Here is a 25,589-nt window from a genome sequence, read left to right on the forward strand (position 1 = left end):
ACTACGGTATTCCCGTATGAGTTTTTAATTCTTTTCTAAGCTGCCTGTACGGCAGTGCACGCTGGCGAATAACATCGTCAGTGCGTGCTATGTTTCTAAGCTGCCTGTACGGCAGTGCACGCGAGTCTCTAGCATCGGTCAAGACTGTCGGCGTTTCTAAGCTGCCTGTACGGCAGTGCACATATCCAGAAAGCCATGGAGCGTCTGGCCGACTTTCTAAGCTGCCTGTACGGCAGTGCACCAGCGGCTGGTGCCTGGTAGCTGGGTTTTGAATTTCTAAGCTGCCTGTACGGCAGTGCACGGTAGGGTCGCCGACCGGTGACAGCTCGATCATTTCTAAGCTGCCTGTACGGCAGTGCACGTTTCTGGGTCGCGGCTCTGGCCGCCCCATCTTTTCTAAGCTGCCTGTATGGCAGTGCACAGGATTGCATCGCGGATTGCTTCATCCTGTTTTTTCTAAGCTGCCTGTACGGCAGTGCACTCAATGACTGGTTCAAAAGAGTGACTGGTTCTTTTCTAAGCTGCCTGTACGGCAGTGCACGCTGGATAACGCCTGGGAGGAATTGGCGCTCTTTTCTAAGCTGCCTGTACGGCAGTGCACAGTTTTTCCACTGATTAAGCTGCACAGCTGAGTTTCTAAGCTGCCTGTACGGCAGTGCACGTTACTGATGGAACTGGATATCGAATACTACCTTTCTAAGCTGCCTGTACGGCAGTGCACCGTTGAATCTTAGCGCTAATCATCTGATTGTTGGAAGAAAATCGGTATGTCTTTTAAAAAACCTTTTTTAAAAATGCCTATGAATATTATTTATAATCAATGAATTATGGAAAGCATTCAAAAAAGGGTTCGGCAACCATGAATGGAATAAGGTGACATTTCTACATTTTAGGGGGGAATTATAGGTTTCCTGTTTGGTATTACTATTCGCCTCACTGAGACACATGGACACCACAGAAGACATAAATTGCCAGCTAAAACAGCTGAGCAAAATACAAAAAGAGCGGCTGGTGAATCACCCGCCGCTGTCGTTGGAGTATTTGTTGCCGGGCGCTAGAAGCGATTAAACGGCGCCGAAAAAGCCACTTCGCCACTGACGCCATTCAGGGCGTCTTCCGCCAGCGGATACACCTGGAATGCGCTTTCCGTCTCCGGCCAGCGGCAGTGCAGGCCATAGGCGGCGGCCGGTTTAAAGCCGAAGCGGCCGTAGTAGGCCGGATCGCCCAGCACCACCACCGCGGCGTAGCTGAATTCGTTCAGCGAATCCAAGCCTTCGTACACCAGCTTTTCAGCCAGCCCCTGGCGGCGCAGGCTTTCATCAACCGCCAGCGGCGCCAGCGCCACCCATTGGCGGTCTTCGCCGGCCACGTCTACCGGGCTGAACGCGGCGTAACCCACTACCCCGCCTTCGTCGTCAGTGGCGACCACGCCCAGCGTCAGCAGGCCGTCTTCACGCAGCTGCTGCACCAGATCGGCTTCGTCGTCGCGGCCAAAGGCGCGGCGCAGCAAGGCGTCAATGCCCGCCGCGTCTACCGGGATCTCTACGCGGATCAGCATGATACCGCCACACGGGAAACCGACGCCGTGCCCTCCTGCAGCCCTGCTTCGACAAAATCAGCCAACTGCAGCAGCCCCATGCGCAGCGGCGCAGGCATGCTTTCCAGCTCGATGGCGTCCATCAAATTTTTCACATACAGGCCCAATTCGGTATCCCCTTCAATCTGCAGCCGACGCTGAAAGAACAGCGTATCCGGATCTTGCTTGCGCGCCGCGATCAGGATCAGATCGTTGGCGTCGCCGCTGAAGCTGACGTCCGCTTCGGCGTGCTGGCTGACCACCAGTTTGTCGTTTTCTACCGTCATAAACCAGTGTAGCGCCAGATCGCGAACTTCGATCTTCAACCAGCGCGATTCGAGAAATTCCAGCTCGCCATCCGCCAACGCCTGGCGGAACTGCCAGCTCAGCACCTGTTGCAGCAACTGGCGCTGCAGGGCGAACGGCGTGAATTTCAGCGGGATGCGCAGCAGCGACGGCCCCTGGCGCACAAGGCGTGCTCGTAGTTGTTCCAACACGGTCATCCACTCCTTTCAATACGGACTACCGCTATTTTGCCACACTGGCGCGCGGCTTCAGCGGTCTATATCAACAAATAGTGCATTTCACCGCCATGTTTATCAATACGCCATAAGCTGCCCCAAATCAAAACCTGTGTGCGCCCCTTTGCCTAAAATGGCCTCCCCGATTCGCGTTTGCCGGCGGAACACCGCCGCCGGCAACCTTTAAAGACAGCGTGCGCCCGGCCGGGCGTACGGCTAAGCCAGGATAAATCTATGGAGCTGCTTTGTCCCGCCGGCAACCTGCCGGCCCTGAAGGCCGCGGTGGATAACGGCGCCGATGCCGTTTACATCGGTCTGAAAGACGATACCAACGCGCGCCACTTCGCCGGCCTCAACTTCACCGAGAAAAAGCTGCAGGAAGCGGTCGATTACGTGCATCGCCACGGCCGCAAACTGCATATCGCCATCAATACCTTCGCCCATCCCGACGGCTACGTCCGCTGGCAGCGCGCGGTGGATATGGCGGCCCAACTGGGCGCCGACGCCCTGATTCTGGCGGATCTGGCGATGCTGGAATATGCCGCCCAACGCTACCCGCAGTTGGAACGCCACGTTTCGGTGCAAGCTTCCGCCACCAACGAGGAAGCGATCCGTTTCTACCAGCGCAACTTCGAGGTGGGCCGGGTGGTGCTGCCGCGCGTGCTGTCGATGCATCAGGTGAAACAGCTGGCGCGCACCAGCCCGGTGCCGCTGGAAGTGTTCGCCTTCGGCAGCCTGTGCATCATGGCCGAGGGGCGCTGCTACCTCTCCTCCTACCTGACCGGCGAGTCGCCGAACACCGTCGGCGCCTGCTCGCCGGCGCGCTTCGTGCGCTGGCAGCAAACCCCGCAGGGTATGGAGTCGCGCCTGAACGACGTGCTGATCGACCGCTACCAGGACCATGAAAACGCCGGTTACCCGACGCTGTGCAAGGGCCGCTATCTGGTGGACGACGTGCGCTACCACGCGCTGGAAGAGCCCACCAGCCTCAATACGCTGGAGCTGCTGCCGGAGCTGCTGGCCGCCAACATCGCCTCGGTGAAGATCGAAGGCCGCCAGCGCAGCCCGGCTTACGTCAGCCAGGTGGCGCGCGTCTGGCGCCAGGCGATCGACCGTTGTCAGGCCAATCCCGCCGCCTACCGCGCCGACGCCGCCTGGATGGAGACGCTGGGCGCGATGTCCGAGGGCACCCAGACCACGCTGGGCGCCTATCACCGCAAATGGCAGTAGCCGGAGGAAACATGAAATACGCACTGGGGCCGGTACTCTACTACTGGCCGAAAAACGACATCGCGGCGTTCTATCAGCAGGCGGCGGAGAGCAGCGCCGACATCATTTACCTTGGCGAGAGCGTCTGCACCAAGCGGCGCGAGATGAAGGTCGGCGATTGGCTGGCGCTGGCGCGTGAAATCGCCCGCAGCGGCAAGCAGGTGGTGATCTCCACGCTGGCGCTGCTGCAGGCGCCGTCCGAACTGAATGAGCTGAAACGCTATGTGGAGAACGGCGAGTTCCTGTTTGAAGCCAACGATCTGGGCGCGGTCAACATGGCGGCGGAGCGCGGTCTGCCGTTCGTCGCCGGCCATGCGCTGAACTGCTACAACGCCTATACCCTACGCCTGCTGCGCCGCCAGGGCATGATGCGCTGGTGCATGCCGGTCGAGCTGTCGCGCGACTGGCTGGCCAACCTGCTGACGCAGTGCGACGAACTGGGCTTCCGCCACGACTTCGAAGTGGAGGTGCTGAGCTACGGCCACCTGCCGCTGGCCTATTCGGCGCGCTGCTTCACCGCCCGCTCGGAAAACCGCGGCAAGGACGAGTGCGAAACCTGCTGCATCAAGTATCCGCAGGGTCGCATGATGCGCTCACAGGAGCAACAGCAGGTGTTCGTGCTCAATGGCATCCAGACCATGAGCGGCTACTGCTACAACCTCGGCAACGAGCTGCCGAGCATGCAGGGGCTGGTGGACATCGTGCGGCTATCGCCGCAGGGCGCCGAGACACTGGCGCAAATCGACGCCTTCCGCGCCAACGAGTATGGCGAGCAGCCGCTGACTTTGACCGACCACGCCGACTGCAACGGCTACTGGCGCCGCGTGGCGGGGTTGGAGTTGGTGTCTTAACGAGGACAGTGCCGGCAGCGGGCGCTGCCGGCACTGTTTATTTATCAAGATTAATGCGCTCATCTCCACCGTGGAACCAATGGAATAAACTTACACACATCAGGCAGCAGCTTCTGATACCAAAATAAGTGAAAACCGCGATGGCCGCATCTACCAAATGTTCTCCGTATGAAATAATACTCAGTGAGGAGAACGAGACAAGTAACATACTCAACGTTAGCGCAATCATATTACATAGCGGGTTTAAAAGACGTCTGTTAACCATAACCCACCCTCTATTTTTGACACTCTAAAAGCGATTTACTCATCACCAGCGACATTGCCCATTAACGCTATTGGCGTTTTTATTCCCACCCAAGGCACCACCGTTATTCTTATTATTCCCGGCAGGGCTGTTATCTGCGCAAGAGACCGCCCCCATTAAGCCACCGGCAACGGCCATACCTATCATCCCTGGCGGGCCGCCGGAAAAACCGGTAAATGCGCCAATGATAATGCCCATTCCAACCTGATTGGCACAAGAGTTTGACGCACCTCTGCCTGGCCTGTCACGATCGCCGCCGTTATTTCCATCGCCACAACCGCCAATCAATTTCATCTCATCAAAATCAAGCGCTCTTATTGTTGACATATTATTCCATCCTTTAAATAACACGTTATAGATAAAGTTAACGCCAACCATTAATTCCCTAAGCAGGTCGACAATTACAACTACCAAAATCAACATAACAAATCAAATTAAAAATAAGAGTAGATGCCCAGCCAAATAAATCACCTTAGACATATCAATAATACGAAATAATAAAGGCGCCGAAAATGGCGCCTTTATTTATCCCCTACGCCCGCCGCCTCCTGAACATCCCGCGCAGCGCCACGCTGTTGCGCAAGAAGGCCACGCCGAAGCCCAGCAGGGTGTAGACCACGCCGAGTATCAACATCATCACCACATCGCCCCACACTTCATTCAGCGACAGCCCCATCTGGTTGACGCCGGCGATCGCCTTGGTGCCCCAGGTGGAGGGAATGCTGTACGAGATGGCGCGCACCCAGGCCGGCATCGACTGCAGCGGCCAGATGGTGCCGGACAGGTAGAAGACCGGCGTCGTGATGAACGCCAGCGTGAGGTAGATCATCTCGACGCTGCGCAGGCACTCGGTCACCAGCTTGCCCAGCCCCAATACCGCCAGCAGGAACGGGAAGGTCAGCAGCAGCAGTTCGGCGATGTTCGCCGTCTGCCTATAGCCCAATACCCACGGCCACAGCACGAACAGCACGATCGACAGGAACAGCCAGATCGGCAGCAGCGCCGTCAGCCCGCCGAGGTGCGCCGCCAGCGGCGCTTTGCCGCCGGGCATGCTCTTCATGGCGATATTGACGCGGATACAGGCGATCAGCAACGAGTGCTGCAACAGCATCACCAGCAGGCCGGGGAAGATGATCGCCGCAAAGCTGATGCCGGGGTTGAACACGTCCAGCGTTTGTCCCAGTATCGGCGTCAGCAGTATCTGCGCCTGCCGTTCGCTGAAGCCGCTGCGCAGCAGCAGCCCGTTGTTGTACTCCGTCAGCAGCTGCTGATAGGCCGCCACCACGTCTTGTTGGATCTGGCCGTTAGCCAGGCGGTTGGTGGCGTCGCCGTAGACCGGCACCACGATGTTTTGCCCGCTGAGGATCTTCTTCTCCAGATCCACCGGCATGATGATCACCGCAAACAGCTTGCGCCAGCTGAGATCGCGCTGCGCCTGTTCCAGGCTGTCGTAGGTTTCAATCGCGATCTTGGAGGTTGCGTCCAGTTGGCGGATCAGCTGCCGGCTGGCGGTGCTGTGATCCTGATCGATCACGCCCACCGGCAGATCCCACACCGTGCGGTTGGCGTACACCAGGCTCATGATGCACAGCGACAGGATCAGCATCAGCCACACCGGCCGCTCCAGCATGCCGAGCAGCACCTTAACAAAGGTTTGCCAATAAAGCTTCATCCGGCGCTCCCCTCTTTTGCCAGCCGCGCCGGCAAGCGATTGCGCACCAGCAGCGCGGCCACCAGCGGATAGACCGCCAGCAGCGCGCACACGCTGAAGATGGCACTGGCGTGCACCTGCCGCAGGAACACGTCAAACATCGCGTACAGCGCGTGGGTCAGCGGTTCGATGTTGGAAATGATGCGCGCCGGCAGCGGCATCGACAGCTCAGGCACCGCCATGCCGGAGAAGGTCATCGCGATACTGACCAAAATACCGATCAGGCTGTAGGCGGTGATGGTGCTGCCGGTAAAGGTGTACAGCAGCAGGCCGATGCTCTGCGCCGCCATCACATAGAACAGGCCGATCATCAGCATAAACAGCGGGTTGCCGCTGACGCGGGCGTCAAAGATGCCCACCAGCGCCGCGATCTCGACCATCAGCAGGGTGGTGAAACACAGCGTGTACGGCGCCAGCTTGCCGAGCAGCGCCAGGCTGAACGGCTTGGCCTGCAGCAGCGACTTGCTGCGCGCCAGCACGTAGATCATGCAGGTCACCGCGAACAGCTGCAGCAGATGGATGGTGGCGGCGAACTGCTGGTAATAGATATAGCTGCCGCTGGCGTTGAACAGGCTGCCGTAGGAGAGCGTCACGTCCGCCAACGGCGGCAGCGTTTTGCCCATCTCGGTGGCGATGATGCTGCGGGTGCTGGCGTTGATTTCGTTCATCAGGCCGCCGAAGTCCTGAGTGGAGTACAGCCCGGCGCCGTAGAACAACGCATTGTAGTACATCACCACGCTCGGCTGTTTGCCCGACAGCGCGTTGGCCTCAAGATCCGGCGGGATATACAGCAACGCGTAATCCTGCGCGCTGCGCAGGCGGCTCAGTGACTCCGGCAGCCCGCCGCCGTAAGCCTCGACGTGGGCGTGCGAACCGGCGTCCAGCCGGCGCGTCAGCGATTTGGACAGCGGGCTGTGATCGCTGTCCACCACCGAGACCGGCAGATCGAGCAGCGTGCCTTCGGAGAAGTTACTGCTGATCAGCGCAAACAAGATCAGCGGAAAGATCCAGCTCAGCCAGTGCACCACCGGGCTGCGAAAGGCGACGCGACACTCTTTGTCGAACGCGTGACTGAAGCAGCGCCAGCCGGCCCTTACTCTTTCCATTGCCATAAGGTGCTCATCCCCGGACGCAGGCCGTCCACCGGCTGTGACGGATACAGGCGCACTTCGAAGGTTTTCAGGTCGAAGTCGCCGGTGGCGCGGGTGGCGCGTTTGGTGGCGTAATCCCCCAGCGGCGCGATGTAGCGCACCTCGGTGTCGATCATTTTGTCCTTCAGCGCCGGCACCCGCAGCTTGACCTTGTCGCCTTTGCGCACGTGGGCCAGGATGTCTTCACGCAGGTTAAACACGAAGTAGGCGTCCGGCACCCGGATCAACGTCACCAGCGGGCTGCCGGCGTTCAGCAATTCGCCCACTTCGGCCGGGATCGGCCCCACTTCGCCGTCCACCGGCGCTTTCACCTGCAGATCGTCGCTCTGCGCCTGGACCTGCAGCAGGTTCTCTTCCGCCGCCCGCAGCGCCGCCGCATATTGCTGCCGCTGCTCGACGCGGTCGCCGTTGATGCCTTCATCCAGGTTGGCCTTGGCGGCCTGCACCTGCTGGAAGGCGGTGTCGCGCGACCGGCGCGAAGCGTCCAGCTCGGACTTCGAGATATAGCCCTTGCCGGCCACGCTCAGGTTACGGTTATAGTCGTTTTGCGCATTGCGATACTGCGCCTCGGCCTGCGCCAGGTTGGCGCGCAGGTTGCGGATGCTCTCTTCACGGGTGCCGTGCAGCGACAGCTCGAGCTGCGCTTTGGCCTCGTCGCGCGTCGCCTGCGCGGAACGCAGCTGCGCCATCAGTTCGGGGCTGTCGAGTTGGATGATCAGTTGGCCGCTTTTCACGTCGTCGCCGCGTTCGATCAGGCGTTCAACGACTCGGCCTTTCGCCTTGGATGCGACGATCACTTCGGGGGCATCCACTTCACCCTGCAGTAACAGATCCTGATTGTGCGCGCGGAACAGGATCGCCAATGCGATCGCCGCCAACATCAGCAACAGGGTAAACAGCGTCTTTTTTTTCATTATGTCAGCTCCCGGAACGGTAAGCGGCGGGCGGGGATCATCATTTCCATGTCTCAAATTGCTCCAAAAAACACCATTGCACTCATGAGGATATCACAAGCACATATCTCCTCTTTTATAACTATAAATTGGATTATGCTTTTAACACTAAAAAGCATCTTTTTTTCGGCCTTTTAGTATGCAGACTCCTGCAATCGCCCTTTAAGCGATCCACTCTCTGATGGACGATGTCATGACTGAACACACTGCCGTACCGCTTTCGGTACTGGATTTATCGCCAATCCCGCAAGGGGCCAAGGCGCGCGACGCTTTCCACTGTTCGCTGGATCTGGCGCAGCACGCCGAACGCTGGGGCTACCAGCGTTACTGGCTGGCCGAGCACCACAATATGACCGGCATCGGCAGCGCCGCCACCTCGGTGCTGCTGGGCTATCTGGCCGCCGGCACCCAGAGCATTCGCCTCGGCTCCGGCGGCGTGATGCTGCCGAACCATGCGCCGCTGGTGATCGCCGAGCAGTTCGGCACGCTGGAGTCGCTCTACCCCGGCCGCATCGATCTGGGGCTGGGCCGCGCGCCCGGCACCGATCAACGCACCATGATGGCGCTGCGTCGCCACCTGTCCGGCGACGTGGATACCTTCCCGCGCGACGTGCAGGAACTGCAAAACTACTTCTGCGACGCGCAGCCCGGCCAGCCGGTGCAGGCGGTGCCGGGCCAGGGGCTGCATGTGCCGCTCTGGCTGCTCGGCTCCAGCCTCTACAGCGCCCAGCTGGCGGCGCAGCTCGGCCTGCCATTCGCCTTCGCTTCGCACTTCGCTCCGGATATGCTGTTCCAGGCGCTGCAGCTGTACCGCGAGAACTTCAAACCCTCCAAACAGCTGGCGCAGCCGCACGCCATGGTGTGCGTCAACGTGATCGCCGCCGACAGCGACCGCGACGCGCGCTTCCTGTTCAGCTCGATGCAGCAGCAATTCATCAATCTGCGCCGCGGTTCGCCCGGCCCGCTGCCGCCGCCGGTGGATAACATTCACGCGCTGTGGACCGCCGGCGAGCAGTACGGCGTCGAGCAGGCGCTGCGGATGTCGATCGTCGGCGATGAAAAAACGGTGCGCCACGGGCTGCAAACGCTGCTGCGTGAAACCGATGCCGACGAGATCATGGTCAACGGCCAGATTTTCGATCATCAGGCGCGGCTGCGTTCGTTCGAGATCGTCGCCGGCGTGAAGGGCGATATCGTGAAGGGCTAAAAAGCGAAAAGGCGGTGGGAACCCCACCGCCTTGGCGTTAACGCTGGATCAGATAGCGGATGGTCGGCCCGTCCTGCTGGATATCCAGCACCTTGTAGCCGTGGTTGCGCGCATCAAGCGGGATGTTGTTGATCGACTGCGGGCAATCGCTGATCACCTCCAGGATCTCTCCCGGCTTCAGCTGCGGCATCGCCTCCAGCGTCGCCACCGCCGGGTACGGGCAAGGCTCGCCCAGCATGTCCAGCCGGTAGTCCGGCACTATCGTCGTCTCTTTCATGGCATGCTCCTCAAATTCACCACCTGCGCCTCAGGCCGGGCGCGGAAAAAGCGTTTCTCCCACCACAGCATGGCGGCGAAGGCCAGCGCCAGCAGCAGGTAAGTCACCAGCAGGCCGCCGATCGGGCCGAAGGTATCGAGCAGGTTGATCTTGTCGTAATCGGTCGCCAGCGCCGGCGCCAGGTCGTCCCAGTAATAGGCCAGCAGCGTAGCGCCGATGATGTTGCCCAGCCCCACCCACCAGTAGTGCACCTGCCCTTCCACCGCACGGTACATCCAACCGGTCTCGCAGCCGCCGGCCAGCACGATGCCGAAGCCGAACAGCAAACCGCCCAGCACCGCATTCGGGCCGGCCCACATGATCTTCGGCGCCACGCCGAGCTGCACATAGCTGAAGATGCCGATGGCGCTCACCGCCATGCCGATGATGATGGCTTTCGCCATGTGGGTGCGGCCGGTGATCCACAGATCGCGGAACGCCGAGGTGAAGCAGATCTGCGCGCGTTCGATCAGCAGGCCAAAGCCGATGCCGAACAGCATGGCGATGCCAAGCTTCGGCGCATCGAACAGCGTCCACAGCGACCATGCCACCGCCAGGCCGAAGACGGCCATGCCCAGCTGGAAGCGGCGGCGCGCCTGCTCAGGCTTCTGCGTCAGCGGCGCGGCGGCCTTTACCTTTTGCAATTTGACCGGAATGCGGAACATCGGCAGCAGCGTGAATTTGGCGCCGAAGTAGGAGCCGGCGGCAGTCGCCAGCGCGAAGAACCAGGCGTGCAACGAGAACTGCGGAATGCCGGTGAAGAATGCCGCCAGGTTGCAGCCCATCGCCAGGCGTGCGCCGAAGCCGGCGATGATGCCGCCCAGCAGCGCCTGCACGATGCGAATGCGGTGCTGCGGCTGACGCAGTTTGATGTTGTTGGCCCACAGCGCGGCGGCGATGCAGCCGGCGAACATGCCGATGATCATGCGCCCGTCGATGCGCTCCAGCGGCGTGCCCTGCAGGCCGATGACCTTGAAATAGCCCCACTGCTCGGGGTGCAGGCCGAACCACTGCAGCACATGGCCGCCCCAGCGAGTGAATTCGCCGGTCACCGCCCAGAAGGTGCCGGTCATGCCGAAGTAGTAGGTAGAAAGGATCCCGGCGGCGATCACCGCCGGCAGCGGCGCCCAAAAGCGCACCAGGTATTGAGATTTAAACTGCTGCCAACTCATGGCATCTCCCGTGCATATCATCCGTAAGAAAAAACCTTATGAATGATACGCCATTCAGGGGCGTTTGACGGCAACTTTCAGGCATAAAAAAACCAGCCCGCAGGCTGGTTTTTCAGAGCGCTTCACCGCGAACGGCGAATCAGCAATTACGCGTCGCCGAAACGACGACGTGGTGCCGCCGGTGCGCCATCATCACGGCGTGGCGCCGGCTTGCCGTCGCGGTTGTAGTTGCCGCCACGACGCTCGCCGCCGTTACCGCCTTCACGACGTTCGCCGAAGGAGCGACGCGGGCCGCCTTCACGACGTTCGCCGTTGAACGGACGACCGTTGCCGCGACGCTCGCCGCCGTTGCCGCCGTCACGACGCTCGCGACGTTCGAACGGCTGTGCATCGCCCAGCAGCTGCATGTTCATCGGCTTGTTCAGGATGCGAGTGCGAGTGAAGTGATTCAGGATCTCGCCCGGCATGCCTTTTGGCAGCTCGATGGTGGAGTGGGAAGCGAACAGCTTGATGTTGCCGATGTAACGGCTGCTGATGTCGCCTTCGTTAGCGATAGCGCCAACGATATGACGGACTTCTACGCCATCGTCACGGCCCACTTCGATGCGGTACAGCTGCATTTCGCCAACGTCACGACGTTCGCGACGCGGACGATCGCCGTCACGGCTGTCGCGGCGATCGCCACGGTCACCGCGACGATCGTCACGGTCGTTGAACTCGCGGCGCTGACGCGGTTTGAAGACCGGATCCGGCGGCAGGATCAGCGGACGTTCGCCCTGAGCCATTTTCAGCAGCGCTGCGGCCAGGGTTTCCATATCCAGCTCTTCTTCCGGCTGCAGTTTGGTCAGCAGTGCGCGGTACAGGTCCAGATCGCTGCTTTCCAGCTGCTGCTGAACTTTCGCGGCGAACTTGGCCAGACGACGCTCGCCCAGCAGTTCTGCGTTCGGCAGTTCCACTTCAGGGATGGTCAGCTTCATGGTGCGTTCGATATTGCGCAGCAGGCGGCGTTCGCGGTTTTCCACGAACAGCAGCGCGCGGCCGGCGCGGCCCGCACGACCGGTACGGCCGATACGGTGAACGTAAGACTCGGAGTCCATCGGGATGTCGTAGTTGACAACCAGGCTGATGCGCTCAACGTCCAGGCCACGGGCCGCAACGTCGGTCGCGATCAGGATATCCAGACGACCGTCTTTCAGACGCTCCAGAGTCTGCTCACGCAGCGCCTGGTTCATGTCGCCGTTCAGCGCGGCGCTGCTGTAACCGCTGCGCTCCAGCGCTTCGGCCACTTCCAGGGTCGCGTTCTTGGTACGGACGAAGATGATCGCCGCGTCAAAGTCTTCGGCTTCCAGGAAACGCACCAGCGCTTCGTTTTTACGCATGCCGTAGACCGACCAGTAGCTCTGGCTAATGTCCGGACGGGTGGTCACGCTGGATTGGATGCGCACTTCCTGCGGCTCTTTCATGAAGCGGCGGGTAATGCGACGGATCGCTTCCGGCATGGTGGCGGAGAACAGCGCGGTCTGATGTTCAGCCGGGATCTCAGCCATGATGGTTTCTACGTCTTCGATAAAGCCCATGCGCAGCATTTCGTCGGCTTCATCCAGCACCAGACCGCTCAGGTTGGAGAGGTTCAGGGTGCCGCGCTTCAGGTGGTCCAGCAGGCGGCCTGGGGTACCCACAACGATTTGCGGGCCCTGGCGCAGAGCGCGCAGCTGCACGTCGTAACGCTGGCCGCCGTACAGGGCTACCACGTTGACGCCGTTCATGTGTTTGGAGAAATCGGTCATCGCTTCGGCAACCTGAACCGCCAGTTCACGGGTCGGCGCCAGCACCAGGATCTGAGGTGCTTTCAGGTCTGCCTGCAGGTTGTGCAGCAGCGGCAGCGAGAACGCTGCAGTTTTACCACTACCGGTCTGCGCCATGCCCAGCACGTCGCGGCCGTTCAACAGGTGAGGAATACACTCAGCCTGGATCGGAGATGGTTTTTCATAGCCCAGATCGTTCAGGGCGGAAATGATTGGAGCAGACAGCCCCAGATCAGCAAAAGAGGTTTCAAACTCAGTCGTCATGTACACGTGCCTCATTAATAATGGCAGCCAGTCTACATAACTCGTCGAGAAAATTTTCAGTCATTTTCATTGAAAAGTGTGAACCGGCTCAAATTAGATTATAAAACGAACAAAAAAGCCCTCGCCCGTGAAGGCGATAACTTTGGTTAAAAACCAATGTCCATCAGGCTGATAGGTGTTCGTCAGCTATTGCTGGTCCGATTCCGATAGGTCGTCTTGCTCTTGGCCCAAAAGCGCCAATTCCAACAATGCATAGCGGTGCTCAACGAAGTTGTGAACGTTGTTAGACACCGTCAGTTTGAACAGCGCCGAAGCGGTGTCCTTGTCCCCCAGACTCAGGTAGTGTTTACCCAAATAGAAGTCAGTTTCACTGAGATGCTCAGCGAGCGAAGTGTTATCCGTTGCATCTGCCTTGAGGCGTTCCATCAGCGTTTTTTCGCTGATCTTGCCCAGGTAGAATTCGACAATATTCCATCCCCATTGCCCTCTGTCCGCTTTGTCATAGCGCTGCTGAAGCGCTACCTCGGCCTTCTTGGGATCGATTTCTCTCTCCACCAGATACAGCCATAACGAACGGAAGGGATCGTTTGGGTCGTCTTGATAAAACGCCTGCAGATCATCCTGCGCCAACGGGAAGCGGCCGCCATAATACAGTGCGATGCCCCGGTTTAAACGCGCGTAATTGTAAGTTGGATCAAGCTCTAGTACAGAATCAAACGCTTCATAGGCAGCATCAAAATTGCCTGCCTGCGTTAGGTAAATGCCCAGGTAGTTGAAAACTTCCGGCATGTCGGGACGTATCGCCAGCGCCTGCGAGAAATCATTGCGCGCTAATGCACGTAACCCGAGGCTATCATACAGCACACCGCGCTCATATAAAAGCTGTGCGCGTTCGTCATCCGTCAGTGCCCGGCTGGCAAGAATTTGTTCCATGCGCGCCAGGATCACTTCCTGCTGCAACGTTGGCTGCAACGGGATTGCCAAAACTTCGTCTTTACGCCAATCATGGTTGCTGCATCCTGCCAGCATGAGTGCTGTCGCAACGTAACACCAGCGCAAGAAAGGCTTCATTTCCCACTCCCGAAGACAAACATTGGATGAACGTCCTGTCCTCCGTTTGCTAAAACGCGGGCATCCTACCCGCGCGATACGAACAGCTCCCAACCCCGTGGCGGGGAGCTGTAAAACTATCTATACAGTTATTCTGCTTCAGGCGCAGGTGAACCCGCTTCCGGCGCCATCGCTTCTTTGATGCTCAGACGCACACGGCCCTGACGGTCAACTTCCAGTACCTTAACCGGCACTTCCTGACCCATCTGCAGATAGTCGGTCACTTTCTCAACGCGCTTGTCGGCGATCTGAGAAATGTGCACCAGGCCTTCTTTACCACCGCCGATAGCGACGAATGCACCGAAATCAACGATACGGGTCACTTTACCCTGATAGATACGGCCCACTTCGATCTCTGCCGTGATCTCTTCGATGCGACGGATAGCGAATTTCGCTTTCTCACCGTCGGTCGCAGCGATTTTAACTGTACCATCATCTTCGATTTCGATGGTAGTGCCAGTCTCTTCGGTCAGCGCGCGGATAACGGAACCGCCCTTACCGATCACGTCTTTGATTTTATCCGGGTTGATGCGGATAGTATGAATGCGCGGTGCGAATTCGGAGATATCGCCGCGCGGAGTGCTGATAGCCTGTTCCATCACGCCCAGGATGTGCAGACGCGCGCCCTTGGCCTGGTTCAGAGCCACCTGCATGATTTCGCGGGTGATGCCTTCGATTTTGATGTCCATCTGCAGCGCGGTGATACCGTCGCGGCTACCGGCCACTTTGAAGTCCATGTCGCCCAGGTGATCTTCGTCACCCAGAATGTCGGACAGAACCACATAGTTGTCGGCTTCTTTCACCAGGCCCATCGCGATGCCCGCAACGGCAGCCTTGATTGGCACACCGGCGTCCATCAGCGCCAGAGACGCGCCGCACACGGAAGCCATGGAAGAAGAACCGTTGGATTCGGTGATTTCAGACACCACGCGAACCGTGTACGGGAAATCTTCCGGTTTAGGCATCATAGCCAATACGCCGCGTTTCGCCAGGCGACCGTGACCGATTTCACGACGCTTAGGAGAACCGACCATGCCGGTTTCGCCTACGGAGTACGGAGGGAAGTTGTAGTGGAACAGGAAGCTGTCGGTCTTCTCGCCCATCAGCTCGTCCAGGTTCTGTGCGTCGCGCGCGGTGCCCAGGGTCGCGGTAACCAGCGCCTGAGTTTCGCCACGGGTGAACAGCGCGGAACCGTGGGTGCGCGGCAGTACGCCGGTGCGCACGTCCAGGCCACGGATCATGTCTTTTTCACGGCCGTCGATACGCGGCTCGCCACGCAGTACGCGGCTGCGCACCACGTTTTTCTCGACGGTGCCCAGGATGTCCTGAATTTCGCCGGCGTCCAGCGTCTCGTCCTGCGCCAGCAGGGTTTCAACAACGCTGTCTTTGATCGCGTCAACCTGAGCGTAACGCTCTTGTTTTTCGGTGATATGGTAAGCGTCGCCCAGGCGAGCTTCGGCCAGTTCAGCCACGCGCGCGTGCAGCGCTTCGTTGACCGCAGGCGCCTGCCAATCCCACTTCGGTTTGCCCGCTTCGGCAACCAGCGCGTTGATGTTTTCGATAACCACTTGCTGCTGGTCATGGCCGAACACCACGGCGCCCAGCATCTGGTCTTCGCTCAGCACGTCCGCTTCGGATTCAACCATCAGCACCGCGCCTGCAGTACCGGCAACCACCAGATCCAGACGGCTTTCTTTCAGTTCGTCAGTCGTTGGGTTCAGTACGTACTGGTCGTTGATGTAACCTACGCGCGCGGCACCGATTGGGCCGTTGAACGGAATACCGGACAGGCTCAGGGCCGCGGAAGCACCGATCATCGCAACGATGTCCGGGTTCACCTGTGGGTTAACGGAAACCACGGTCGCAATCACCTGAACTTCGTTCAGGAAGCTGTCCGGGAACAGTGGACGGATCGGACGGTCGATCAGACGGGAAGTCAGCGTCTCACCTTCGCTCGGACGGCCTTCGCGACGGAAGAAGCTGCCCGGGATGCGGCCGGCGGCGTAGGTACGCTCTTGGTAGTTAACGGTCAGCGGGAAGAAGCTCTGGCCCGGCTTGGCTTTTTTCTGGCCAACGACGGTAACGAATACGGCGGTGTCATCCATGCTCACCATAACGGCGGCGGTGGCCTGACGCGCCATCATACCGGTTTCGATGGTGACGGTATGCTGGCCATACTGGAATTTGCGAATGATCGGTGTCAGCAAAATTATATCCTTGATTAACGGCGCGCAATCGCATTGACGACTCGACACGCCTGTGACTCGATTTGCCTTCTCACTACATCCTCGCGACTAATGACAATCCTTATCTCAGGCGGGAGATAAAGCCTCTCATTAGCCGCGCGAACCTCTGTAACGGAAGAACCTGTTTGGAAACATCAGTAATACATTAACCTGATTTGCTTATGCTTCCTAGAAGAAAGGGGCCAAAATAGGCCCCTTTCCACTGAAACTTGCTAGATTAGCGACGCAGACCCAGACGCTCGATCAGGCTGGTGTAACGTGCTACATCTTTACGCTTCAGGTAGTCCAGCAGCTTACGACGCTGAGAAACCATACGCAGCAGACCACGACGGCTGTGGTGATCTTTTTTGTGCTCGGAGAAGTGGCCTTGCAGATGGTTGATCTGCGCAGTCAGCAGGGCAACCTGAACTTCGGTAGAACCGCTGTCGTTAGTACCACGACCGAAATCAGCTACGATTTGAGCTTTAGCTTCAACACTTAGAGACATTGTAATACTCCAGATTATAGATAATAAAAACAGGCGCCGATCTCTAATTCAGCAACCCAATGCATAAGCTGCGCCATTCTACTCTTAGCGCAGTGCGATCGCAAGGCGACGCAGTGCCCCGCCGTCAGTCGAAATGCTCGACCACCAGGCGGCGCGGCGCCACGCGACCATCCTCGGCGATGTCGCCAACGCCGATGAATTTTCGCTCTTCACCCTCGGTGATGCGCACCAGACCGGAAGCCGGCGCGCCGGCCACTTGCACCGGTTGCCCCTGCTTGACGTAACCCGCCACCACCGGCAGCAAATTCACTTCCGGATAGTTCTCAACCGGGCTGTCCATCGGCATCAGCAGCGGATCGAGCAGCTCGCCGGGCGCGATCGCTTGTTCCTGCGCCTGCGCCAGCAAAGCATTCAGCTGTTCCAGCGTCACCATGCGCGCGATCGGATAAGTCGCCACCTGCAGGCGGCGCAGATAGATCACGTGCGCGCCGCAGCCCAGCAACTCGCCGAGATCGTCGGTGATGGTGCGGATGTAGGTGCCTTTCGAGCAGTGGATCTCCAGCTCCAGCTCATCCCCTTCCCAGCGGATAAACTGCAGCTCGTACACCGTGATGCTGCGCGCTTCTCGCGGCACTTCAATCCCCTGGCGCGCATACTCGTAGAGTTTCTTGCCCTGGTATTTCAGCGCCGAATACATCGACGGCACCTGCTGGATGTCGCCGCGGAAGGTGTCCAGCGCCGCGTCGAGCTGCGCCTGGGTGAAGTTCACCGGGCGTTCCTGCACGATCTGACCGTCGGCGTCGGAAGTATCGGTACGCTGCCCCAGCTTGGCGATCACCCGATAGCGCTTGTCGGAATCGAGCAGGTATTGCGAAAACTTGGTCGCTTCGCCCAGGCAGATAGGCAGCATGCCGGTCGCCAACGGATCGAGCGCGCCGGTATGGCCCGCTCGGTTGGCGTTGTACAGGCGTTTTACTTTTTGCAGCGCATCGTTGGACGACAACCCTTGCGGCTTGTCCAGCAACAGCACGCCGTGGATATCACGGCCGCGGCGACGAGGGCGACTCATTAATCCTCCTTGTCATCGCCTGAGGCGGAACGGCGCTCGGCGTCGTTCTTCACCACGTTGGTCACCAGGTTGGACATGCGCATGCCTTCCACCAGGGAGTTGTCGTAGGCGAAGGTCAGCTCCGGCACCACGCGCAGGCGCATCGCTTTGCCCAGCAGGGTGCGGATATAGCCGGAAGCGTCCTGCAACGCTTTGATGCCGTTGGTGACCAGATCCGGATCGTGGTTCTCGGTCAGCACGTTCAGGAAGGTGACGTAAACCTTGGCATACGCCAGGTCACGGGAGACTTCCACGCCGGAAACGGTCGCCATGCCGACGCGCGGATCTTTCACTTCACGCTGCAGAATGATCGCAATCTCTTTCTGCATCTCTTGCGCCACGCGTTGACCGCGGCTGAATTCTTTTGCCATTTTGGATTCTCCAGACAAATCGGGGGGCACAAAGGCCCCCCGTAAACAGATATAAGCAGATGTGCAATCGTTAAGCGATGGTGCGTTGGATCTCAATGATTTCGAACACTTCGATCATGTCGCCGACGCGCACGTCGTTATAGTTCTTAACGCCGATACCACATTCCATGCCGTTACGGACTTCGTTAACGTCATCTTTGAAGCGGCGCAGGGATTCCAGCTCGCCTTCATAGATAACCACGTTGTCGCGCAGTACGCGGATTGGGTTGTGACGCTTGATGGTCCCTTCGGTAACCATACAGCCGGCGATAGCGCCGAACTTAGGCGATTTGAACACGTCGCGCACTTCGGCCAGGCCGATGATCTGCTGCTTGTATTCCGGCGCCAGCATGCCGCTCATCGCCTGCTTCACTTCGTCGATCAGGTTATAGATCACGGAGTAGTAACGCAGATCCAGGCTTTCCGCTTCGATTACGCGGCGCGCAGAAGCGTCGGCACGCACGTTGAAGCCCAGGATGATGGCGTTGGAAGCCGCAGCCAGCGTCGCGTCGGTTTCGGTGATCCCACCTACGCCGGAGCCGACAATCTTCACCTTCACTTCGTCGGTGGAGAGTTTCAGCAGCGAGTCGCTGATCGCTTCGCAAGAACCCTGTACGTCGGATTTCAGTACGATGTTCAGCTCGGACACTTCGCCGTCGGTCATGTTGGCGAACATGTTTTCCAGCTTGGACTTCTGCTGACGCGCCAGTTTGACTTCGCGGAACTTGCCCTGACGGTACAGCGCCACTTCACGCGCTTTCTTCTCGTCGCGCACCACGGTGGCTTCGTCACCCGCTGCAGGCACGCTGGACAGACCCAGGATTTCCACAGGGATAGACGGACCGGCGGAGGTCACTTCACGGCCCAGCTCGTCGCGCATCGCACGCACACGGCCGTATTCGAAGCCACACAGGACGATGTCGCCCTTGTTCAGCGTACCTTCCTGAACCAGCACGGTGGCAACCGGGCCACGGCCTTTATCCAGGAAGGACTCGATCACCACGCCGCTCGCCATGCCGCTGCGTACCGCTTTCAGTTCCAGAACTTCGGCCTGCAGCAGGATAGCCTGCAGCAGCTCGTCGATACCGGTACCGGCTTTCGCGGACACGTGGACGAACTGCGCTTCGCCGCCCCACTCTTCCGGCATCACGCCGTACTGAGACAGTTCTTGCTTAACGCGGTCCGGATCGGCTTCCGGCTTGTCGATTTTGTTCACCGCAACCACCAACGGCACCTGCGCCGCTTTCGCGTGCTGGATAGCTTCAATGGTCTGTGGCATCACGCCGTCATCAGCCGCCACCACCAGAACCACGATGTCAGTCGCCTGAGCACCGCGAGCACGCATCGAGGTAAACGCGGCGTGGCCCGGGGTATCCAGGAAGGTGATCATGCCGTTCTCGGTTTCTACGTGGTAGGCACCGATGTGCTGGGTAATGCCGCCGGCTTCGCCCGCCGCCACTTTGGTGGAGCGAATGTAGTCCAGCAGAGAGGTTTTACCGTGGTCAACGTGGCCCATGATGGTCACGACCGGCGCGCGCGGCTCGGCCGCAGCGCCCGTATCACGGTCGCTCATCAGCGCTTCTTCCAGCTCGTTTTCACGACGCAGGATAACTTTGTGGCCCATCTCTTCGGCAACCAGCTGCGCGGTTTCCTGGTCGATAACCTGGTTGATGGTGGCCATGGCGCCCAGCTTCATCATCACTTTGATGACCTGAGAACCTTTTACCGCCATCTTGTTGGCCAACTCGGCCACGGTGATGGTTTCGCCGATCACCACGTCGCGGTTAACCACCTGCGCCGGCTTGTTGAAGCCCTGCTGCAGAGCGCTAGGTTTGCGTTTGCCTTTACCGCCACGGGTAACGGCGCGCGCTTCTTCGCGATCCGCTTTGGATTCGGACAGCTTGTTGCCTTTCTTCTGCTTGGTGGCTTTGCCGCCGCGGGTGCGGCTGCGACGATCGCCTTCAACTTTGGCGTCGTTTTCATCTTCTGCGGCACGGGCGTGCTGAGAGGTGGTCACGTGATAGTCGGCGCTTTCAACCGCGGCGCTTGCCGCGTCTGCCTGGGCCCACTTCTCGCCGTTCTCTTCGGCCATGCGACGGGCTTCTTCCGCCACGCGCTTGGCTTCCTCTTCAACCTTGCGGCGCACTTCCTCTTCCGCTTTGCGTTTCAGTTCAGCGGCTTCGGCTTCACGGCGTGCTTTTTCCGCCTGAGCTGGCTTGGTCATTTCGTCGGTATGTTGATTGGTCACTTTTTCTTTTTCCGCTGAATTACGCTTAGCAATCTCCGCGGCCTCACGTTTGGCTTGCTCTTCGGCTGCGCGCTTCGCTTCCGCTTCGCGTTTTGCGAGCTCTTCCGCTTCGCGCCGTGCCTGCTCTTCCGCTTCACGCTGTGCCTGCTCTGCCGCTTCAGCCAACTGGGCTTCCTGCGTATCGCGATTTACATAAGTGCGTTTCTTGCGGACCTCAATTTGCACCGATTTACTTTTACCGCCGGTGCTCGGGATATTCAAGGTGCTGCGCGTTTTGCGCTGCAAAGTGAGTTTACCCGGCGCGCTGCCGTGTTCACGGTTCAGGTGCGCCAGCAATGTTTCTTTTTCTTGCTGGGTAACAGAGTCCGACTCGGACTTGTTGATCCCTGCATCAGCAAACTGCTGTACCAGGCGATCAACCGGAGTCTGAATCTCTGCTGCCAGCGATTTTACGGTTACATCTGTCGTCATGCTGTTCCTTCCTGCTACAGTTATTACGCGTTGTCGCCAAACCAACAGATATTGCGCGCAGCCATGATCAGCTCGCCGGCTTGCTCGTCGCTAAGCCCTTCAATATCAGCCAGATCGTCAACACCCTGCTCGGCAAGATCTTCCAGCGTACAAACCCCACGCGCGGCCAGTTTAAAGGCCATGCTGCGCTCAAGACCCGGCAGGTTGAGCAAATCGTCGGCCGGTTTGTTGTCGCCCAGGCTTTCTTCTTGTGCCAGGGCCAGCGTGGTCAATGCAGCTTTGGCGCGTTCGCGCAATGCTTCAACCGTATCTTCATCCAGACCGTCGATTTCCAACAGCTCTTTGATCGGCACGTAGGCCAGCTCTTCCAGCGTGGAGAAGCCTTCTTCAACCAGTACGGTGGCGAAATCTTCGTCGATATCAAGATACTTGGTGAAGGTATCAATAGCGGCATGAGCCTCGGCCTGGTGCTTGGCCTGCAGGTCGTCCGCCGTCATCACGTTCAGTTCCCAACGATCGTCGCCGCGGTGTTGTTTCAGCAGCTGGGAAGCCAAACGCACGTTTTGGCCGTTACGGCCGATCGCCTGTGCCAGGTTGCTGGCTTCAACGGCGATATCCATGGTGCAGTTATCTTCATCTACCACGATCGACGCGACGTCGGCCGGCGCCATGGCGTTGATGACGAATTGCGCTGGGTTATCATCCCACAGGATGATGTCGATGCGTTCGCCGCCGAGCTCGCTCGACACGGCCTGAACGCGCGCACCGCGCATACCTACGCAGGCACCGACCGGGTCGATGCGCTTGTCGTTGGTTTTCACTGCAATTTTCGCACGGGAGCCAGGATCGCGGGCTGCCGCTTTAATTTCAATCACTTCTTCGCCGATTTCCGGCACTTCGATGCGGAACAGTTCTTTCAGCATTTCCGGGCTGGAACGGCTGACGAACAGCTGCGCGCCGCGGGCCTCAGGACGCACGGCGTACAGTACGCCACGAATGCGGTCGCCCGGACGGAAGTTTTCGCGCGGCAGCATGTCTTCACGGCCAATCACCGCTTCGGCGTTGTTGCCCAGATCCAGCGCGATGCTGTCACGGTTCACTTTCTTCACCACGCCGGTGACGATCTCACCTTCGTGTTCACGGAAAGCGTCGACCACCATCGCACGCTCGGCCTCGCGCACTTTCTGCACGATAACCTGCTTGGCGGTTTGGGTGGTGATGCGGTCGAAGGTCACGGATTCGATCTGATCTTCGACGTAGCCGCCGAGCTCGATGCTCGGATCTTCAAACTGAGCGGCTTCCAGCGTGATTTCACGCGTTGGCTGCGTCACTTCGTCTACGGCGACCCAACGGCGGAAGGTATCGAAATCGCCGGTTCTGCGGTCAATGCTGACGCGCACGTCGATTTCCTGCTCGTATTTTTTCTTGGTTGCGGTGGCTAATGCAGTTTCCAGCGCTTCGAAAATCTTCTCGCGCGGAAGGGATTTTTCATTGGAAACTGCTTCAACAACAGCCAGAATCTCTTTGTTCATCCTAGTTGCCTCTTCCAAACTTTAAAAGTGGGGTACCAGGTTCGCTTTCTGGATGTTGCTCAGCGCGAACACTTCATCTTTCCCTTCCACAGTAACCGTGATCATCTCGCCTTCGACAGACTTGATAATACCCTGCCACTTGCGACGGTTCTGTACCGCCATGCGCAGGACCAGGCTGACTTCTTCACCGAGGAAACGCGTATAGTGCTCTGCGGTGAACATCGGGCGATCAAGGCCAGGAGAGGAGACTTCCAAGTTGTAAGCGACCGTGATTGGATCTTCGACGTCCAATACAGCGCTGACCTGGTGGCTGACATCAGCGCAATCATCAACATTGATGCCGTTATCACTATCAATATAGATGCGGAGCGTCGATTGGCGCGCACGAATGAATTCGATGCCTACAAGCTCAAAGCCCAACGCTTCTACCGGTGCCGAAAGCATCTCTGTTAACTGTTGCTCTAATGTGGACAAGCCCACCCCCAAGACATAAAAAAAGGGCTAAATAGCCCAGTGATTCTGTTGCCAAATAACAAAAAACCCCGAAAAATCGGGGCTTTATGCAACTGGACCCTGTTTGCCGCTAGGCGGCCTCGGTACAACTTTCGAGCAAGTGTCATTTTCAAATGATGATCGAGAAAAGCGGATTTCAATCGAAAAGTGTATTTGAAAATAAACACTTAAAGGAAAGTGGTTGCGGGGGCCGGATTTGAACCGACGACCTTCGGGTTATGAGCCCGACGAGCTACCAGGCTGCTCCACCCCGCGTCCGAAAACGTGGCAAATACTACGCCGATAATCGCAAAATTGCAAGTTATCTCTGGGATTTGGTACCGAGGATGGGACTCGAACCCACAAGCCCGTTAGGGCACTACCACCTCAAGGTAGCGTGTCTACCAATTCCACCACCTCGGTACTGATTCTTACTGCTAACGGCCGTTGTTCTTTCGAGTTCACAACCACCGTTTACAAACTTTTACGGCTTACTGCGGGATATCGCTGCTCGGCTTGGCAGGTGCTGCCGGCGCGGTTGTCTGCTCAGTTTTCACCGGCTGACCCAGATTTTCCCACTCGCTGCCTTTCTTGCTTTGGTTGCTGCTGAGGTTGCCCAAAATCAGGCTGATGACGAAGAACAGCGTCGCCAATACAGCAGTCATGCGGGTCATAAAGTTACCGGAACCACTCGAACCGAACAACGTGCCTGATGCACCTGCTCCGAAAGAGGCTCCCATATCAGCGCCTTTACCTTGCTGCAACATAATCAGAGCAACCAGCCCGATTGAAATCAGCAGGAAAATTACCAGAAGAGCTTCGTACATAGTAGTACCCGTATCCTTGCGGCCTCACCGCATGCCAAATGCTTCACACTCATCAAGCAGGCGTGTTTATAAACTGCCTACTGAAGCGGGTGTGAATACTAACCAAAGCCGCCAACCCGCGCAAGGGCAATTTGCAGCCGCCGGCGCGTTTGCGGAAAAAAACGCCAACAATCGTCTATTCGGGCTCAGCGATGCCAAGCCCGGTGGCTAACTGTCTGTTTTAACCTGCGGATTTCACCGCGTCGGCGATGCGATGTGCCAGCGCGGTCACCTGCTGCTCGTCCTCGCCCTCCACCATCACGCGGATCAGCGGCTCGGTGCCCGATTTACGCAGCAGCACCCGGCCGCGGCCGGCCAGCTCGGCTTCCACCTGTTCGGTGACCTTGCGCACCGCTTCAGATTCCAGCGGATTGTGATCGCCGGCGAAACGCACGTTGACCAGGATCTGCGGTAACAGCTTCATGCCGCTGCACAGGTCATGCAGGCTCATGTGGTTGCGCACCATGGCGGTCAGCACCTGCAACCCGGCCACGATGCCATCGCCGGTGGTGGTTTTGTCCAGCAGGATCACATGGCCGGAGTTTTCCGCACCGATGCGCCAGCCCAACTCCTGCAACTTCTCCAGCACGTAACGGTCGCCCACTTTGGCGCGAGCGAACGGAATGCCCAGCTGTTTCAGCGCCAGTTCCAGCCCCATATTGCTCATCAGGGTGCCGACCGCGCCACCGCGCAGCTGCCCCTGACGCAGGCCTTCGCGGGCGATGATGTACAAGATCTGATCGCCGTCCACCTTGTTGCCCAGGTGATCCACCATCATCACGCGGTCGCCGTCGCCGTCGAACGCCAGGCCAACGTGCGCTTTTTCCTGCAGCACGCGCTCCTGCAGCTGACGTACATCGGTAGCGCCGCATTTCTCGTTGATGTTCATGCCGTCCGGCTCAACGCCGATGGCGATCACCGTGGCGCCCAGCTCGCGCAGCACGCTCGGCGCGATGTGGTAAGTCGCGCCGTTGGCGCAGTCGACCACGATTTTCAGCCCTTTCAGACTCAGCTCGCTCGGGAAGGTGCCTTTGCAGAATTCGATATAGCGACCGGCGGCGTCGATGATGCGGCTGGCTTTACCCAGCTCCGCGGACTCCACGCAGGTCAGCGGTTTTTCCATTTCGGCCTCGATCGCTTCTTCGACATTGTCCGGCAGCTTGGCGCCGTCGATCGAGAAAAACTTGATGCCGTTGTCATAGAACGGGTTATGCGAAGCGGAAATGACAATGCCCGCTTCAGCCCGGAAGGTACGCGTCAAATAAGCCACCGCCGGCGTGGGCATCGGCCCGGTGAAGGACGCGGACAATCCGGCGGCCGCCAGGCCGGCTTCCAGCGCGGACTCCAGCATATAGCCGGAGATGCGCGTATCCTTTCCGATGATGATCTTGCGGGAACCGTGACGCGCCAGCACCTTGCCGGCCGCCCAGCCCAGCTTCAGCACGAAGTCCGGCGTGATGGGGCTGTCCCCGACCTTGCCACGGATGCCGTCGGTGCCAAAATATTTGCGCTCGCTCAT

23 protein-coding genes, 2 tRNA genes and 1 CRISPR repeat array (1 of these 26 only partly in view) are annotated in these 25,589 nt (G+C 58.8%); of the genes, 3 read left to right on the plus strand and 22 right to left on the minus strand.

Annotated elements, in window-relative coordinates; all coding sequences use genetic code 11:
* A CRISPR array of direct repeats spans positions 1-721; the repeat unit is 28 nt; unit sequence TTTCTAAGCTGCCTGTACGGCAGTGCAC; it begins 208 nt to the left of the window's first position.
* Positions 722-1,054: 333 nt separating this feature from the next.
* Complete coding sequence (locus ACTJJ6_RS17565; protein WP_016929312.1) at positions 1,055-1,558, minus strand: GNAT family N-acetyltransferase; 504 nt, start codon at positions 1,556-1,558, stop codon at positions 1,055-1,057.
* The gene (gene ubiT / locus ACTJJ6_RS17570) at positions 1,552-2,073 is read right to left on the minus strand and encodes a ubiquinone anaerobic biosynthesis accessory factor UbiT (protein WP_028127577.1); all 522 of its coding nucleotides are present in this window, start codon (positions 2,071-2,073) and stop codon (positions 1,552-1,554) included. Before ubiT ends, ACTJJ6_RS17565 begins: the two co-directional genes overlap by 7 nt.
* Positions 2,074-2,331: 258 nt before the next feature.
* Between ubiT and ubiU the strand changes: the two genes are divergently transcribed.
* On the plus strand, positions 2,332-3,327 hold the full coding sequence (gene ubiU / locus ACTJJ6_RS17575; protein WP_440802897.1) for a ubiquinone anaerobic biosynthesis protein UbiU: 996 nt from the start codon (positions 2,332-2,334) through the stop codon (positions 3,325-3,327).
* Between the two features lie 11 nt (positions 3,328-3,338).
* Positions 3,339-4,217: a U32 family peptidase gene (locus ACTJJ6_RS17580; protein ID WP_033638898.1), complete on the plus strand. Its 879-nt coding sequence runs from the start codon at positions 3,339-3,341 to the stop codon at positions 4,215-4,217.
* 307 nt (positions 4,218-4,524) lie between these two features.
* Here ACTJJ6_RS17580 and ACTJJ6_RS17585 read toward each other — a convergent pair whose 3' ends face one another.
* The 4 genes from ACTJJ6_RS17585 to ACTJJ6_RS17600 all read right to left on the minus strand — a co-directional run bounded on the left by ACTJJ6_RS17585 (position 4,525) and on the right by ACTJJ6_RS17600 (position 8,297).
* Entirely contained in the window at positions 4,525-4,944 is a 420-nt protein-coding gene (locus tag ACTJJ6_RS17585; RefSeq protein WP_134954209.1) for a hypothetical protein, read from the minus strand.
* Positions 4,945-5,053: 109 nt separating this feature from the next.
* Positions 5,054-6,193: an ABC transporter permease gene (locus ACTJJ6_RS17590; RefSeq protein ID WP_440802900.1), complete on the minus strand. Its 1,140-nt coding sequence runs from the start codon at positions 6,191-6,193 to the stop codon at positions 5,054-5,056.
* A complete protein-coding gene (locus tag ACTJJ6_RS17595) occupies positions 6,190-7,344 on the minus strand; it encodes an ABC transporter permease (RefSeq protein WP_082997130.1) in 1,155 nt (384 codons plus the stop codon). The genes ACTJJ6_RS17590 and ACTJJ6_RS17595 overlap by 4 nt, the downstream gene beginning before the upstream one ends.
* Positions 7,326-8,297 carry an HlyD family secretion protein gene (locus ACTJJ6_RS17600; protein WP_016929318.1) on the minus strand — a complete coding sequence of 324 codons (972 nt, stop codon included), beginning with the start codon at positions 8,295-8,297 and terminating at the stop codon, positions 7,326-7,328. Before ACTJJ6_RS17600 ends, ACTJJ6_RS17595 begins: the two co-directional genes overlap by 19 nt.
* 232 nt (positions 8,298-8,529) lie before the next feature.
* Between ACTJJ6_RS17600 and ACTJJ6_RS17605 the strand changes: the two genes are divergently transcribed.
* A complete protein-coding gene (locus ACTJJ6_RS17605) occupies positions 8,530-9,543 on the plus strand; it encodes a luciferase-like monooxygenase (protein WP_033633542.1) in 1,014 nt (337 codons plus the stop codon).
* Between the two features lie 37 nt (positions 9,544-9,580).
* Here ACTJJ6_RS17605 and yedF read toward each other — a convergent pair whose 3' ends face one another.
* From yedF to glmM, 16 genes are all read right to left on the minus strand, one after another.
* Positions 9,581-9,820 (minus strand): sulfurtransferase-like selenium metabolism protein YedF, encoded by a 240-nt coding sequence (gene yedF, locus ACTJJ6_RS17610; protein WP_004933486.1) that lies wholly within the window; start codon positions 9,818-9,820, stop codon positions 9,581-9,583.
* Positions 9,817-11,031, minus strand: coding sequence for a selenium metabolism membrane protein YedE/FdhT (gene yedE, locus ACTJJ6_RS17615; protein WP_097102908.1), 1,215 nt, complete (start codon positions 11,029-11,031; stop codon positions 9,817-9,819). Before yedE ends, yedF begins: the two co-directional genes overlap by 4 nt.
* Positions 11,032-11,177: 146 nt before the next feature.
* Positions 11,178-13,100: a DEAD/DEAH family ATP-dependent RNA helicase gene (locus ACTJJ6_RS17620; protein ID WP_004933492.1), complete on the minus strand. Its 1,923-nt coding sequence runs from the start codon at positions 13,098-13,100 to the stop codon at positions 11,178-11,180.
* Complete coding sequence (yrbN, locus tag ACTJJ6_RS17625; protein WP_099032700.1) at positions 13,090-13,170, minus strand: protein YrbN; 81 nt, start codon at positions 13,168-13,170, stop codon at positions 13,090-13,092. Before yrbN ends, ACTJJ6_RS17620 begins: the two co-directional genes overlap by 11 nt.
* A 116-nt stretch (positions 13,171-13,286) precedes the next feature.
* Complete coding sequence (gene nlpI / locus ACTJJ6_RS17630) at positions 13,287-14,171, minus strand: lipoprotein NlpI (RefSeq protein ID WP_004933495.1); 885 nt, start codon at positions 14,169-14,171, stop codon at positions 13,287-13,289.
* A 128-nt stretch (positions 14,172-14,299) separates the two neighbouring features.
* Entirely contained in the window at positions 14,300-16,417 is a 2,118-nt protein-coding gene (pnp, locus tag ACTJJ6_RS17635) for a polyribonucleotide nucleotidyltransferase (protein WP_016929321.1), read from the minus strand.
* 256 nt (positions 16,418-16,673) lie between these two features.
* On the minus strand, positions 16,674-16,943 hold the full coding sequence (gene rpsO, locus ACTJJ6_RS17640; RefSeq protein WP_004933502.1) for a 30S ribosomal protein S15: 270 nt from the start codon (positions 16,941-16,943) through the stop codon (positions 16,674-16,676).
* A gap of 124 nt (positions 16,944-17,067) precedes the next feature.
* Positions 17,068-18,012, minus strand: coding sequence for a tRNA pseudouridine(55) synthase TruB (gene truB, locus ACTJJ6_RS17645; RefSeq protein ID WP_039567792.1), 945 nt, complete (start codon positions 18,010-18,012; stop codon positions 17,068-17,070).
* On the minus strand, positions 18,012-18,422 hold the full coding sequence (gene rbfA / locus ACTJJ6_RS17650) for a 30S ribosome-binding factor RbfA (protein WP_004933508.1): 411 nt from the start codon (positions 18,420-18,422) through the stop codon (positions 18,012-18,014). The genes truB and rbfA overlap by 1 nt, the downstream gene beginning before the upstream one ends.
* A 70-nt stretch (positions 18,423-18,492) precedes the next feature.
* Positions 18,493-21,180, minus strand: coding sequence for a translation initiation factor IF-2 (gene infB / locus ACTJJ6_RS17655; protein ID WP_004933511.1), 2,688 nt, complete (start codon positions 21,178-21,180; stop codon positions 18,493-18,495).
* 23 nt (positions 21,181-21,203) lie between these two features.
* Positions 21,204-22,712, minus strand: coding sequence for a transcription termination factor NusA (nusA, locus tag ACTJJ6_RS17660; RefSeq protein WP_004933514.1), 1,509 nt, complete (start codon positions 22,710-22,712; stop codon positions 21,204-21,206).
* Positions 22,713-22,733: 21 nt separating this feature from the next.
* On the minus strand, positions 22,734-23,186 hold the full coding sequence (gene rimP / locus ACTJJ6_RS17665) for a ribosome maturation factor RimP (RefSeq protein ID WP_028127574.1): 453 nt from the start codon (positions 23,184-23,186) through the stop codon (positions 22,734-22,736).
* A 217-nt stretch (positions 23,187-23,403) separates the two neighbouring features.
* Positions 23,404-23,480 (minus strand) — tRNA-Met (locus ACTJJ6_RS17670).
* Between the two features lie 60 nt (positions 23,481-23,540).
* Positions 23,541-23,627, minus strand: a tRNA-Leu gene (locus ACTJJ6_RS17675).
* A 68-nt stretch (positions 23,628-23,695) separates the two neighbouring features.
* Positions 23,696-24,031, minus strand: coding sequence for a preprotein translocase subunit SecG (gene secG / locus ACTJJ6_RS17680; RefSeq protein WP_004933519.1), 336 nt, complete (start codon positions 24,029-24,031; stop codon positions 23,696-23,698).
* A 220-nt stretch (positions 24,032-24,251) separates the two neighbouring features.
* Positions 24,252-25,589, minus strand: a complete 1,338-nt coding sequence (glmM, locus tag ACTJJ6_RS17685; protein WP_021504256.1) for a phosphoglucosamine mutase — start codon at positions 25,587-25,589, stop codon at positions 24,252-24,254.

Source organism: Serratia sp. 22278 (assembly GCF_052045405.1).
GTDB classification, from domain to species: Bacteria; Pseudomonadota; Gammaproteobacteria; order Enterobacterales; family Enterobacteriaceae; genus Serratia; species Serratia marcescens.